This window comes from Dehalobacter restrictus DSM 9455 (assembly GCF_000512895.1).
Classification (GTDB): Bacteria; Bacillota; Desulfitobacteriia; order Desulfitobacteriales; family Syntrophobotulaceae; genus Dehalobacter; species Dehalobacter restrictus.
Window position 1 is genome coordinate 965,559 of the sequence record NZ_CP007033.1, and the last position, 14,049, is coordinate 979,607.

Genomic DNA, 14,049 nt, shown 5'->3' on the forward strand with positions numbered 1-14,049 from the left:
GGATAATTCTCAGAGGAACGGAGAACAGGATGAGTCTTAGGTTTATTTACGGACGGTCCGGCAGCGGCAAGTCCACCTATTGCCTGAATGAAATAAAGGAACACGTCAAAAACGGAGCGGATCATCCTTTGGTGCTGCTTGTGCCGGAACAGTATACGCTGCAGGCGGAGAGAGACCTGATTAACGTGCTGAAGACCGGAGGGATTCTAAAGACGGAAGTATTAAGTTTCCGCCGCCTGGCATTCAGGGTATTTAACGAGGCGGGTGGAATCACGTACCCGCATATCCACCCAGCAGGCAAGAGCATGTTGATCTACCGTGTCCTCATGCAGATCAAAGAAGAACTGAAGGTCTATACGAGATCAGCCGAGCGCAAAGGGTTTATCAGTTCGCTTTCAGGGCTAATCACGGAGCTGAAACGGTATAATGTTACGCCGGAAGATCTGCAGAACGCCATTGCCGTTATGGTGGACCAACCGCTCAAGGATAAACTGACTGAACTGAATGCCGTCTATTCTGGGTTCGAGGAACTGATCCGGCAAAGATACAGGGACAGTGACGATGATCTTACCCTGACGGCAGCCAAGCTGGAATCCACCACCATTTTTGACGGCGCGGAAATCTGGATTGATGGTTTTGCCGGATTTACACCGCAGGAATACAAAGTCATCACCAGGCTGCTGCTTAAGGTGAGCAGGGTAAATATCTGCCTGTGTACGGATTCCCTGGCTGAAGAAGGTCTGTTGGAAACCGATGTGTTCTCTGAGGTCAAGGGGGTGTACCGCAAGTTCAAGAAAATCTGCCAGGAGGCGGGTTTGGAGATTGAACCGCCGGTTCAGGCAGCGGGATTTCCGTTGCCCAGGTTCCGCTGCAGCGCAGAGTTGTCCCACCTCGAACGATATTATGATGCCTATCCATACCAGGTATATCCCGAAGCAACCAGGGATATCTTCCTGCATGCTTCGGTGAATATCTATGCGGAGATTGAAGCTGCAGCGGCAGACATTGTCAGGCTTTGCCGGGATCGCGGGCTCAGATACAGAGATATTGCCGTAGTCACCGGAAATCTGGACGGTTACCGGAGTTTTCTGGAGACTGTTTTTGCTGAATATGAGATCCCGTATTTTTTGGACAGAAAGACCGAGATCACGGATCAGCCGCTGGTTAGGATGATGCTGGCGATGCTCGATATTTTTAGCGACAACTGGTCTTACGAAGCGGTATTCGCTTATCTAAAAACCGGTTTAACCGGTCTGGACAGGGAGCGTATCGACCGCATCGAAAATTATGTGCTGGCCTGTGGGATCCGCGGCAACCGCTGGACGAAAAATGAAGACTGGTCGATGCATCCGGGTTTGCTGCCGGAAGAGAATCAGCGGCCCCAAGATGTGGAGAAGGCCGAAACAGAGCTGAAGGAGATCAATCAGACCAGACGTGAAATTGCAGCCCCGCTTCTTCAATTTCGCGCCAAAACCAAAAACAGAAAAAAGGCTTCGGAAATCTGCGAGGCCCTGTATGATTTTCTTGGCGGGATAGGCGTCCCGGCCAGGTTGGAAAGGATCATGGAAGAATTCAGGCGGCAGGGTATGCTGAATCTGGCCAATGAATACGACCAGGTCTGGAATATCCTGATGAACATCCTGGATCAGACCGTGGAGACCATGGGCGAGGAGCCTTTGAGTTTGGAAAGCTTTACCGACACCCTGAAAATCGGCTTTGCCGAATATCAGATCGGGCTGATACCGGCTTCGCTGGATCAAGTTCTGATCGGCAGCATCGAGAGGTTTCGAAGCCATGAGATCAAAGCACTTTTCATTTTAGGGGTCAATGACGGGGTGTTCCCTTCCAGTGCTCAGACGGAAGGTATCTTGGCCGATGCGGACCGTGCCGCGCTGAATACGGTGGGGATCGAACTGGCTAATGATACCCGCACGCAGGCCTTTCAGGCCCAGTATCTGATTTACCGGTCTTTAACGACCGCATCTGCTTATCTTCGCCTGAGCTGGCCGATCGCCGACCAGGAGGGCCGAAGCTTACGGCCTTCGATGGTGATCTACAGGTTAAGGAAGCTGTTTCCGAAAATTACGGAAAACAGCACGCTGATTCCAATGCTATCCGGGTTTGCTGCTGGTAAAGAAAATGCTGAGACGGAGAATATAGGGACGGAGAATGCAGAGACGAAGAATACAGAAGTGGTGAATGACGGTACAGAAAATACCTGGCTAGAAAGTGCTGAATTGGAACAGCTGACAGGGAAATCCCCTTCTTTTAAACAAATGGTTGCAGCTTTCCGCTGCAAGGCAGAAGGGCTGGAAATCAACGGCTGGTGGCAGGATGTCTATCGCTGGTACAATGGGCTGGAAGAATGGAAACCGCGCTGTGAGGCACTTCAGACAGCATTTTCAGCCAGAAATATTGCTGAGCCGGTCAGTTCTGAAAAAATAACGGCGCTGTATGGCGCATCGGCTCATGCCAGTGCATCGAGGCTCGAGAAATATGCGTCCTGTCAGTTCGCATTTTATCTTCAATATGGACTTGAAGCCAAAGAGAGAAAGATTTATCAGTTCAGTCCGCCGGATGTCGGGACGTTTATGCATGCCGTTCTCGAAAGATTTTCGCTGGAGGCGGCACAGCAGCAAATCTCTTGGCGAGAGATGGAAAGACCGTGGTGCCGGGAGAAAGTCTCGGAGATTGTGGATGAAATGCTTCGAAAAATGCAAGGGTCCGGCCTCACGGCCTCCCAACGGTATACTTCACTTGCCTTGAGACTGAAAAGGGTCATCACGCGTGCGGTCTGGATGATTGCGGAGCACCTCAAGCGCAGTGGCTTTGAGCCGTTGGGTTATGAGCTTGGATTTGGCGAGCGGGAAAAGTTCCCGCCAATTGTGATTGAACTTGATTCAGGCCGGAAGGTATCTTTAAGCGGAAGGATTGACAGGGTTGATGCGCTGGAGGCTGAAGAAGGGACCTACCTCAGAATCGTGGATTATAAATCCGGGAGCAAGGATTTCAAACTGGCCGACGTTTATTATGGACTGCAGATCCAGTTGTTCACGTATCTCGATGCCCTCTGGCAGAACAGCGGGCTGGAGACGGAAAAACCAGTCCTGCCGGGAGGGATCCTGTATTTCCGGATCGACGATCCTATCGTCAGAGCTGACGGCAGGCTCACGGAGGAAGAGATCGAGCTGGACATTATGAAACAACTGAAAATGAAGGGCTTGTTGCTCGCGGATGTCAAATTGATCAAGGAAATGGACCGGACCATCGACGGCACTTCGCTGATCATTCCGGCCAGGATCAATAAGGGGGACCTTCTGGGCAAATCATCGGCAGCTACCCTGGAGCAATTTGAAATCCTCAGAAAATATGTTCGGAACCTTCTGAAAGACTTATGTGAGGAAATGATGAGTGGCAGCGTTTCGATCACGCCGTACAAGAAAAAGCGGACAACCTCGTGCACCTACTGCCGCTATGCAGCAGTCTGCCAATTTGATCCGGCCAGAAAGGAAAATAGCTTCCGGTTGCTGGCTGACCGCGGGGATGAGGAAATCTGGAACGATATCATGAAGGCGGAACAAAATCATGACTGATCTGACGAAATGGACGAATGAACAAAGGGAAGCAATTACGGCCAAGGACTGCAACCTGCTGGTCGCAGCGGCTGCCGGGGCCGGCAAGACGGCCGTGCTTGTGGAGCGTATCATTCAAAAAATTACAGACAGCCATGATCCTGTGGACATTGACCGGTTGCTTGTGGTGACGTTTACCAATGCAGCTGCGGCAGAGATGAGGGAAAGGATTGCCGAAGCGCTCGCTGCCGTACTGGAAAGCAACCCGGGGTCTTCCAATATGCAAAAACAGCTGACGCTGTTAAGCAAAGCCAGTATTACAACCATTCACTCATTTTGTCTTGAGGTCATCCGCAGTAACTTCCAGGCCATTAATATTGATCCGTCTTTCCGGATTGCCGATGAGACGGAAACGATGCTGATGAAAATGGAAGTGCTCAATGACCTGTTTGATGAAATGTATGAAGAGAATGCCGAGAATCAGGATTTTCTTGAACTATTAGAGTGTTATGGCGGCAACAGGGACGATCAGGCCTTGCAGGACATGGTGCTGAATCTGCATACGTTTATACAAAGCAGTCCCTGGCCGGAAAAATGGCTTGCGGAGATGATCGGACGTTTCGGCATGTTCGAAGGGACGGATTTCAGTCAGACCTGCTGGGGAAAAGTCCTGCTTAAAAGTATTGGGCTCGAAATTGAGGGACTGATACAGAATATGCAGGCCGCGGTTGCCCTTCTGCAGCCTGGTACAGGACTGGATAAATACCGTCCTGTCTTCGAGGAAGAATACTGCTTTTTGCAGCATATCCGGGAGCTTTGTCTGGAAGAGCGTAATGCCAGGTGGGATGACCTTGCCCAAACAGTCCGGAACTACCTGTTTCAAAGACTGCCGGCAGCCGGCAAAGATGCGGATAAAGCTGTTCAGGAGCAGGTCAAAGAAATCCGGGATCAGGTCAAAAAGAAAATCGGCAAATTGAAAGAAAGGTCGCTGGCAGCGAATTCGAAAGAAATCAGAACCGATTTGCAGACCCTTCAGCCGCTGATGCAGTGTCTGGGTAGACTGGTTGTTGAATTTGAACGCAGATATGCGCTGAAAAAGAATGGCAAGTCTCTGGTTGATTTTAACGATCTGGAACATTTTTGCCTCGAAATTTTGACTGTACAGGATGAAACGGGAGCGTATGTACCATCTGAAGCAGCCAAACGCTATCAGGAACGCTTCGCGGAAATTCTGGTCGATGAGTACCAGGACAGCAATCTGGTCCAGGAAATTCTGCTTCAGATGATTTCCCGCACAGGATCAGCCAGGCCGAATGTCTTTATGGTCGGAGATGTCAAACAGAGTATTTATAGATTCAGACAGGCTAAACCGGAACTGTTTCTGGAAAAGTATCACAGTTACTCTCCGGAACAAGGCGCCAGCCATCGGAAAATTTGCCTGTATAAGAATTTCCGCAGCCGCCGGGAAGTGGTTGATGCTGTTAACTACATTTTCAGACAGATCATGTCGGTGCAGGTCGGGGAACTGGACTACAATGACAACGAGGCTTTGAATCCAGGAGCTGTCTTTGCTGAAAATGACCAGGAACATTTGGCTGTCGGCGGGGCGGTAGAATTTCATCTTATTCAAACAGGTGATCCGGAACGGCTGGATCAGGAAAACAGGTTTTCTGACAGTTCAGGTCAGGAAGAACAGGAATTGACGGAGTTTACGGACGCCTCAAATGGCCTCTCTGATGAAACGGAACAGATTGACCCCGGTATGCTGGATGCGATCCAGTGTGAAGCCCGCTTTACGGTCAGAAGGATACAGGAACTGTTTCATCCGGATGAAAAGGGCAGGAGGACGGCCGTCTATGATAAGGAACGTAAAGTGTACCGGGAGTTGCGCTGCAGCGACATTGTCATTCTTCTCCGGACCACCCGGAATTGGTCCGAGGTATTCACAGAGGAACTGACGGCGGCCGGCATCCCTGCCTTTGCTGATACCGGCACAGGATTCTTCAAGTCTTCCGAGGTACAGGTGATCCTGTCACTGCTCCAGATCATTGATAATCCGTTGCAGGATATTCCGTTATTGGCCGTTCTGAGATCGCCGCTGGCTGCTTTCTCATCCGATGAGCTCGCCGGGCTGCGGCTTACCAGACGGCATGTGCCGATCTATGAGGCGCTCAAACAGTTGGTGGAAGATCAGGATCAATCCGCGGATGGAAAATCTGAGACAGAAAAAATGAAGAACAAAACATCTGAAAAAGAAGCGCTGAAAAAGAAAGCAGCAATGTTCCTGAACAACCTTCACAGATGGCGGGACACCGCTCAATATCTGTCTGCCGACAAGCTGCTCTGGCAGCTTTATACCGAAACCGGCTATTATGGGATTGTCGGAGCGATGCCTGGGGGCGTGCAGCGTCAGGCCAATCTCCGGATTCTATTTGAACGGGCCAGACAATATGAGGGAACAAGCTTTAAAGGGCTGTTCAATTTTATTAATTTCATCGACAAGCTAAAAAGCAACCAGGGTGATTTTGGCAGTGCCAAAATCCTTGGTGAAAATGATAATGTCGTTCGGATCATGAGTATTCATAAAAGCAAAGGGCTGGAATTCCCGGTCGTCATTCTGGCCGGATGCGGTAAGAAATTTAACTTTCAGGATTTGAACAGGAGCATTTTATTTCACCAGGAGCTTGGACTCGGTCCTGACGTTGCGGATCCGAGGCTCAGGATAGCGTATCCGTCTGTTCCTAAATATGCAATTCGGGAACAAATCAGGATGGAGACCCTGTCGGAAGAAATGCGGATTCTCTATGTGGCCTTGACCAGAGCCAGGGAAAAGCTGATTATCTCCGGAGCGGTTTCCAATGCCCGGAAGGCGTTGAACAAATGGTGCAAAGCTGCTGCAGGTGATCCGGAAAAGCTGCCTGCACATGAAGTATATAAAGGAGAAAAATATTTGGACTGGATTGTACCGGCACTCATGAAGCACCGGGGTTGCTGCACTGCCAGTCTGACCGGCTGGCTTGGGCATCATACCTATGCGACGGAGGGAGCATTGGGAAACGGTCAGCTTGACGACCCGTCGGAATGGCAGATCCGCGTATGGACAAAAAATGAGCTTCTTGGCAGACCGGCTGTTTGGGGACAGGAAGAAGAAACATTCATCCAATGGCTGACCGGTTTACGTCAGGAGACCGAAGATCACGGCAATACCGAGGATTACAGCGATACTGAAGTGAATAATGATAATAACGGTAGCAGCGATAATCGTGCTAATAACGATTATATCAATTATATCGATAATAACGACAGTGATGGGCTTCACGGCAGAAATGTAAAGAAAGAGATTGCGCGAAGGCTTGGTTGGGAGTATCCCTTCACTGCCAGTACCCGGATACCGCCCAAAGTCTCTGTCACCGAACTGAAAAGACGGCTGGAAGTAGAGCTTATGGAAGAGCCGGAGCTGGGGCTTGCAACCGGATCAGCTCTCCTGCCACAGCTGATCAAAAAGCCGTTGTTTCTCGAAGAAAAGAAAGGGTTGGGTGCGGCAGAAGCCGGAACGATCCTGCATTTTGTCATGCAGCACCTGGATGTTCAGCGCAATGACATTCCGAATCAGATTCAGGAAATGGTCAAAAAAGAACTGCTCACAGAGCAGCAGGCTGAAAGCGTTGATCCGGAAAAGATAATGTTTTTCCTCGAGTCCCCGCTCGGACGCAGAATGAAGGCTTCAGGCAGTGTAAACCGTGAAGTTCGCTTTAATATAGAAATACCCTGCCGGGAAGTATTCTCTGACATGGCGGCAGGTGCCTGCGGGCAGGAAGTGGTCTTGCTGCAGGGCATTATTGACTGTTATTTTGAGGAAGAAGACGGGATTGTTCTGGTTGACTATAAGACGGACCGGATTCCGGAAGGCGGATCCAGCATTATTCTGGAAAGGTACCGCCAGCAGATTCTCTATTACGCCAGGGCGCTGGAAATGCTGACAGGGAAAAAAGTCAAAAAAAAGTATTTTTATCTTTTTGGCTGCGGCGAGATCTTGCAGTCTTGACAGTAACCGTAGATTTCCAGTTTGTGCTGGATCACATCGAAATTGGCTTGATCTTTCAGGGCCTTTTCAAATTCTTTCATTGGACAGTCCATAATCGAGATCCGTTTATTGCACTTCATACAAATCAGATAGTGTTTGTGCTTGTCGTGATTCAGTTCATATCTGGCTTTGCCATCATCAGAGATATTCGTTTTGAGAAGGAGATTGCCCGACATCAGCTTTTCCAGCGTACGATAGACGGTAGAAAGGCAAATGGACGAACTTTTATCTTTTAGAGAAATAAAAATCTCTTCAGCCGTCAGAGGTTCTTCTGCATTCTGAAGCAGGTCAAATATCAAGTTCCTATGCTTGGTATTCTTGATCCCTGCTTTTTTCATGATTTCTTTTAATGGGTCTTGCTGGTTTTCAGGCAAAGAATTCAGTCCTTTTAGTCAAATTTTTACGTACAACGGAACAGTGCCCCCCAAATTGATCATGAGGTTGTTTTTGTCAGTCGCTCCCAGAAGATTTTTTATGATTTTAGCCTTATATATCTGACTCTATTGTAATACTTTTACACAGCTTCACAAAGCATTAATGACTTTGCCAAAAAATATTTGAAATAATTTCTAATCAAGAGGAATAAAATGCATACTTTTGTAGTATAATCGATTTATATATTAATGCAAATGCGAACCATTTGCAAAAAAATAGGGGAAATTAGCTGATGACTGCTAAGACCGCAAAGACGGCTGTGATTGATAAAACGGCAATGAATAGGAAAAATAGGACCAATAGGACAAAAATGTTTTTTAAGTGGGCGAAACCTTTTTGCGCGGTTTTGCTGGCAATCATGGTAACCTTAAGCGGGTGCGGTGCGAAGGAGAGCGCCGCGGTGAATACGGATGACAGTCGAGGATCGCTGAAAATTGCGACTTCGTTTTATCCGATCTATCTATTCACTTTAAACATCACAAAGGGTATCTCGAATGTGACCGTCGTCAATATGACCAAACCGACAACCGGCTGTCTCCACGATTATGCACTGACGACCGAAGATCTGAAAAGCCTGGAAGATGCCAAGGTTCTGGTGATCAACGGCGCGGGAATGGAATCATTCCTCGCTAAGGTTACAGGGCAGATACCGGATTTGAAGATCATCGACGCCAGTGAAGGGATTACCCTGATTCAGGATGAAACAGGGAGAAATCCGCATGTGTGGCTGAGTATATCTAAAGCGATCAGACAGGTTCAGAACATCGGCGATCAGCTGGCGGTCCTTGATCCCGAAAATGCTGAAAAATATCAGGAAAATACTGCAGAATATATTGCAAAGCTCGAACAGGAAAAAAATAAAATGCACCAGGCCCTGGATGGGGTAAAGAACCGGGATATCGTGACTTTTCATGAGGCATTCCCGTACTTTGCCGAAGAATTCCATTTGAATGTGGCAGCTGTGATTGAGCGGGAGCCCGGATCAGAACCCAGCCCAATAGAACTGGCTGAAACGATCGAGAGAATCAAAGTATTAAAAGTTAAGGCTTTGTTCGCCGAGCCTCAGTATTCTGCGGATACAGCAGAGACAATTGCGAATGAAACAGGTGCCCGGGTCTATTACCTTGACCCAATCGTCACAGGCCCTTTGGAAATGGATGCTTACATTGATCTGATGGATAAAAATCTGCAGACGCTGCAGGAGGCTCTCCGATGAAAAACAAATGCTGCAATCATGAATTATATGAAGAATGCGGATGCGGCTTATGCCGTACGAGGATCAACCACCTCGGGGTAACGCTGAATAACAAAGAAATACTGCGGGATATCAATCTGGAAATATACTGCGGCGATTTGACTGCGGTGATCGGACCGAACGGAGCTGGTAAGACAACCTTGTTTAAAGCTATCCTCGGTGAAATTCCACACACGGGAACGATTGAATTTCTTGATCCTAAAGATAACCAAAAGGGCCGTCCGCTCATCGGCTATGTCCCGCAGAAACTTGATTTTGACAACAGTTCGCCGGTCACTGTGCTGGACTTGTTTACAGCGACTTACAACCGTTTTCCCGTCTGGCTCGGTTCTTCTCAAAAAACAAAAAAACGCGTTCAAAAGAATTTAACGCTTGTGCAGGCTGAACATCTGCTTAACAGAAGACTGGGTGCGCTATCCGGAGGGGAGTTGCAAAGAGTATTGCTTGCGCTGGCGCTTGACCCCGTCCCAAATCTCTTGTTTCTTGATGAACCGGTGTCGGGTATCGACCAGAAAGGGTTGGAACTGTTCTATGATATTGTCTCCAGGCTGCGTCAGGACTATGACTTGTCGATTATTCTTGTTTCGCATGATCTGAATCTCGTGGCCAAATATGCAGACCGCGTGATACTGCTGAACCATGCGACCATCGAATGCTGTGGAACCGCTGCGGAAATCTTCGCCAACGAGAAAGTGATTAAAACATTTGGTATGGGGTGGACCAAAGGAAACGCTGAATCCAAAAGAAAAGAGGAAGAACAAACCAATGATCGAACAATGGTATAGACTGCTGGATGCCTTGCTTCCTCTGGCCTGGCTGGAATATGATTTCATGAAGAACGCCCTGCTGGCTGTTCTTTTGGTGACGCCCATTCTAGGTATCCTCGGCACAATGATCGTGAATAACCGGATGGCCTTTTTCTCAGATGCGTTGGGGCATTCGGCATTGACAGGCGTTGCGGCGGGAGTTGTACTCGGGATCCAAAGCCCTTTTTGGGCTCTGCTGGTTTTTTCGGTGTTGTTTGCGGTTGCGGTAATTAGTGTTAAAAATGCCAATACGGCATCGACGGATACGATCATCGGCGTATTTTCCTCAACGGCAGTTGCATTGGGTATCGTGCTCCTGTCACGCAACGGCGGCTTTAGCAAGTACTCCGGGTATTTGATCGGGGATCTGTTAAGCATAACCCCTTCAGAGCTGGGAATTTTAGCCCTGATTTTTGTGCTGGTGCTGGTGTTTTGGGCAGGCTGGTTCAACAAGCTGCTGTTGGTAAGTGTCAATCAATCCCTGGCCAAAAGCCGGGGAATTCATGTCCGCTTTTATGAATTTGTATTTGCCATCGTGGTCGCCGTTGTGGTAACGTTCGCGATTCGTTGGGTAGGCATTCTGATTATCAGTTCCCTGCTTGTACTGCCAGCTGCTGCTTCCCGGAATATCGCGGCAAATACGAGGCAGTACCATGTCCTTGCCGTGATCATCGCCTTGATTTCCGGTCTGGCAGGACTCATCCTGTCGTACTTTTGGGGAACCGCAACAGGCGCTACCATTGTTCTGGTACTTGCCCTATTCTTTGCCGGGACATTTGTCTGGAAAGTTTCAACAAGATAGGATCTACGATGACCATTCTAGCAAAAAAGTTCTTAAAGTAACCACATAGATAATGAGCTAACTATGGCATGCAGACTTGCAGACTTACAGAAGTAACCTTATGATCAGTCTGGGGGACACAGTTCTGCTGTAAGCGGAGCATGGAGTGCGCAGCGCGGCCTTTTGTACCATGGATGGCACAATGGCCGGGAAGCAGTATTGTGGCCCACAGACTATCCCCAAAAATAGATTATTATCTCAATTTGCGCTGCCTCAATAAGAAGTTAAAATGAGCTTACCGCGTTATTTAAGAAAGGACTGACCAATCATGTGCAGAGAAAAAACACCTTGGGAGAAATGTGCTGAATTTCATGGACACGAATGCATGGGGCTTGCAATTGGCTTCAGACAGGCGTTTATCGGACTCGATGCGCTTGGTGTAGTGAGGGCGGCTGATGAAGAACTGTTTGCGGTCGTCGAAAACGATGCCTGCGGTGTCGATGCGATCCAGGTACTTACCGGCTGTACGCTCGGAAAGGGTAATCTGATTTATAAGGATTCCGGCAAACAGGCGGTCACGCTGGCCAACCGCAAATCCGGTAAAGCGGTTAGGATTTTAAGAAAACGCGGCAACAAACCCGATGATGAACAATACACGGAATTGAAGGCAAAAATATCGGCAGGTACGGCCAGTGAACAGGAAAAGATTGTTTGGGGGAGCCTGCAGAAGGAAAGAATTGAAAAATTCCTGGCCGCACCTGCAGCTGAACTATTTACGGTTACCGAAGTAGCCATGCCCCGAATTGAACCGGCCAGAATTTTTCAGACAGTCGTATGCTCTCAATGCGGGGAGCCATTTGCAGAAGTCAAAGCACATCTTGTCGGAGGAAAAATTATCTGTTCCGACTGTAACGAAGCCTATACCAGGGGATGGCGTTAACCGGAATGGCCCTGATTATAAACAGCCCTCATACTTGAAAAATTGCTTTTAGTGTTGTCCCTTTATTTATTTGTGAAGTAATTTTCAATTGTCCGCCAACACTTTCAATACGTTGCTTCATGACAGCCAAACCCGAATGAGCACCGGAAATAAGCCAAGTTTCCAGTTCATTTACATCAAATCCTTTACCATTATCGCTGATTATGATCTCCAAAATATTCTTTATGAGAATAATATCAACTTTAAATACATGGGACTCTGAATACCGCAGGGCGTTAACGATTCCTTTTTCGATAAAGCGAAAGGCTACAGTTTCAATTTGCTTATCAAAACGATTGCTATTTTCTATCCCAAAAGTATTGAGAATGATTAAAGCCAATTCTTCACGCATGAAATCCTGAATCCACAATTCAATAGTTGGCAATAGCCCTGAACTATCTAACAGCGGAGGGTTGCGCTTATCAATTTTTGCTAAAATCCCCAGCTTAATATCTTGGTCGATTTCCCCAATTTTCAGCATGGTTTGCTGCTTTATACTTTCCGGTAAATTCTTTCTTTGCAAGTAGTCCAGCCAGCTGTATTGATCGAGAACATAGTGGTACGGACCGGCTAATAATTTAGGTATTAGACGATCTTGATTATTCATATTAGCAAAAAGTGAATAGACAAAATTTGGGGGAATAGTATTTTCTATTTCTGTTTCGCTTATTGTTTTCGTATCGTTTATACGTTCATTTAACACAATTAATTCTTTATTAAGGCCATTGATCACAATTAATATCAGCAATTGATAAACCAGTTGACCGGCAAGAAGCGTGAGAAAAGATAATTCTGACTGTATAAATTTTATTTTTGAAAAACGGTGGCCGAAAAAAACGCCGCATACTGAATTATTAGACGAAAAAGGAACAAAAACTTCAGCAGGAAAATCATCTGGAAGTACTTTTGTCTCCATATCAAGTTTGTTATGGTTGTTAAAATATTCTTCCAATATTTTACGTTCATCAAGATTTTCTTGGAAACGGCCAACAGCTTTATTTAGATTATTAAACTGGACATTATCAGTAATAAGGAAAATCCCGTCGATTTCAAGATTTTGGGTCATTTCTATGAGTATTTGGTCATTGGCAATAAGCGAGGTCAGGTTCTCATTTAATTCCTCAATCCTTTGTTTAAAGCTCTTTTTTTCCTGAAGAAAACCGGATTTTTTAAACAATTTACTTAAAATAACTTGGAGATAATGGTAACAAGCAATCAAGATATAAATTGAGAAAAACAATTCTATATATACTTCAAATGTAATAGAAGGCACAATTTTTAATAAGTAAAGGGTTAATAACAAGATAAAGCTAAGACACACTGACGAGAGAATTTGAGAGATGAACCCTTCGTAGATTCGGCGGTAATCCGGCAGATATTTATTAACAACTACATAGTAGAGAGAGAAGGGTACAACTGCAATAAATAACTCAGGAAAAAATGAATTCATAAACGTATAAACCCATTGTTTAGAATTACAAAGAGTAGGAAGCGCAATAAAAAGAAAAAAGGGCAAGAAGCCAATTAGTAACCCTAATAGGATAATATTTGCTTCATTTTTCGCTGCTTGATCTTTTGACAATTTTAATATTATCAGATTAACCACAGCAAATGAGATACTAATAATCATCGTAAATAATGCTAGTTTAACTAACAAATTTGAGAGGCTGAAAAAGCCTATGGAATGTATAATTAGTAACTCAACTTTCCCACCATTAAATAATGGTTAAAGCCATGATTTTTCTGACACATCAGGTTGCAAACAACAATCGTTCTTTGAAAGACCGTGGAATAGTGCTAAGAAAAGTATCCATAATCATATTGGCTAATTCCTGGCTTATGACAGGAAAATTGCTTAGAACACGCCTGAGAGTGTCGATTAACAATACTAATGCTTGAGAAAGTTTGAGATCTTCCATTTCATCACTGTAATAGTAAAATAGTTCTCCAATTGTCCTATCATCCTGAGTATTTCTGCTTTCAACTGCTAACATAATGTATCTTAGGGAACCACTGATTAATAACGTTTTTTATCATCCCAATAAATAATAAAGTGGGATAATCCCAAGTTAGCGGCCCTATCGCCGCCGATTTCAGCTGCCTTTTCCGAGTAATTCTCGAAAAAAGGCGTACTTAT

Annotated in this window: 9 protein-coding genes; 6 read left to right on the forward strand and 3 right to left on the reverse strand. The window is 46.3% G+C overall.

Going from position 1 to position 14,049, the window contains the following annotated elements; translation table 11 throughout:
- Positions 1 to 29 precede the first annotated feature (29 nt).
- On the forward strand, positions 30 to 3,593 hold the full coding sequence (locus DEHRE_RS04615; RefSeq protein WP_019225495.1) for a PD-(D/E)XK nuclease family protein: 3,564 nt from the start codon (positions 30 to 32) through the stop codon (positions 3,591 to 3,593).
- Positions 3,586 to 7,617, forward strand: coding sequence for a UvrD-helicase domain-containing protein (locus tag DEHRE_RS04620; protein ID WP_019225496.1), 4,032 nt, complete (start codon positions 3,586 to 3,588; stop codon positions 7,615 to 7,617). The genes DEHRE_RS04615 and DEHRE_RS04620 overlap by 8 nt, the downstream gene beginning before the upstream one ends.
- Here DEHRE_RS04620 and DEHRE_RS04625 read toward each other — a convergent pair.
- A complete protein-coding gene (locus tag DEHRE_RS04625) occupies positions 7,581 to 8,030 on the reverse strand; it encodes a Fur family transcriptional regulator (protein WP_019225497.1) in 450 nt (149 codons plus the stop codon). The two genes, DEHRE_RS04620 and DEHRE_RS04625, sit on opposite strands and share 37 nt — an antisense overlap.
- Positions 8,031 to 8,323: 293 nt before the next feature.
- Here DEHRE_RS04625 and DEHRE_RS04630 point away from each other — a divergent pair, with 293 nt between their 5' ends.
- The 4 genes from DEHRE_RS04630 to DEHRE_RS04645 all read left to right on the forward strand — a co-directional run bounded on the left by DEHRE_RS04630 (position 8,324) and on the right by DEHRE_RS04645 (position 11,873).
- The gene (locus DEHRE_RS04630) at positions 8,324 to 9,307 is read left to right on the forward strand and encodes a metal ABC transporter substrate-binding protein (RefSeq protein WP_019225498.1); all 984 of its coding nucleotides are present in this window, start codon (positions 8,324 to 8,326) and stop codon (positions 9,305 to 9,307) included.
- A complete protein-coding gene (locus DEHRE_RS04635; RefSeq protein ID WP_019225499.1) occupies positions 9,304 to 10,131 on the forward strand; it encodes a metal ABC transporter ATP-binding protein in 828 nt (275 codons plus the stop codon). The genes DEHRE_RS04630 and DEHRE_RS04635 overlap by 4 nt, the downstream gene beginning before the upstream one ends.
- The gene (locus DEHRE_RS04640; protein WP_019225500.1) at positions 10,112 to 10,954 is read left to right on the forward strand and encodes a metal ABC transporter permease; all 843 of its coding nucleotides are present in this window, start codon (positions 10,112 to 10,114) and stop codon (positions 10,952 to 10,954) included. The genes DEHRE_RS04635 and DEHRE_RS04640 overlap by 20 nt, the downstream gene beginning before the upstream one ends.
- A 307-nt stretch (positions 10,955 to 11,261) precedes the next feature.
- On the forward strand, positions 11,262 to 11,873 hold the full coding sequence (locus tag DEHRE_RS04645) for an FmdE family protein (protein ID WP_019225501.1): 612 nt from the start codon (positions 11,262 to 11,264) through the stop codon (positions 11,871 to 11,873).
- A 28-nt stretch (positions 11,874 to 11,901) separates the two neighbouring features.
- Here DEHRE_RS04645 and DEHRE_RS04650 read toward each other — a convergent pair whose 3' ends face one another.
- Together DEHRE_RS04650 and DEHRE_RS14345 are read right to left on the reverse strand one after the other, a co-directional pair.
- Positions 11,902 to 13,494: a sensor histidine kinase gene (locus DEHRE_RS04650; RefSeq protein ID WP_158407236.1), complete on the reverse strand. Its 1,593-nt coding sequence runs from the start codon at positions 13,492 to 13,494 to the stop codon at positions 11,902 to 11,904.
- 169 nt (positions 13,495 to 13,663) lie between these two features.
- Positions 13,664 to 13,906 carry a hypothetical protein gene (locus DEHRE_RS14345; protein WP_034362554.1) on the reverse strand — a complete coding sequence of 81 codons (243 nt, stop codon included), beginning with the start codon at positions 13,904 to 13,906 and terminating at the stop codon, positions 13,664 to 13,666.
- Positions 13,907 to 14,049 lie beyond the last annotated feature (143 nt).

Bases quoted from the DNA above. Each gene is read 5' to 3' on its own strand.
- DEHRE_RS04615 (WP_019225495.1), top strand. From the start codon at position 30: ATGAGTCTTAGGTTTATTTACGGACGGTCCGGCAGCGGCAAGTCCACC.
- DEHRE_RS04620 (WP_019225496.1), top strand. From the start codon at position 3,586: ATGACTGATCTGACGAAATGGACGAATGAACAAAGGGAAGCAATTACG.
- DEHRE_RS04630 (WP_019225498.1), top strand. From the start codon at position 8,324: ATGACTGCTAAGACCGCAAAGACGGCTGTGATTGATAAAACGGCAATG.
- DEHRE_RS04635 (WP_019225499.1), top strand. From the start codon at position 9,304: ATGAAAAACAAATGCTGCAATCATGAATTATATGAAGAATGCGGATGC.
- DEHRE_RS04640 (WP_019225500.1), top strand. From the start codon at position 10,112: ATGATCGAACAATGGTATAGACTGCTGGATGCCTTGCTTCCTCTGGCC.
- DEHRE_RS04645 (WP_019225501.1), top strand. From the start codon at position 11,262: ATGTGCAGAGAAAAAACACCTTGGGAGAAATGTGCTGAATTTCATGGA.
- DEHRE_RS14345 (WP_034362554.1), bottom strand. From the start codon at position 13,906: ATGTTAGCAGTTGAAAGCAGAAATACTCAGGATGATAGGACAATTGGA.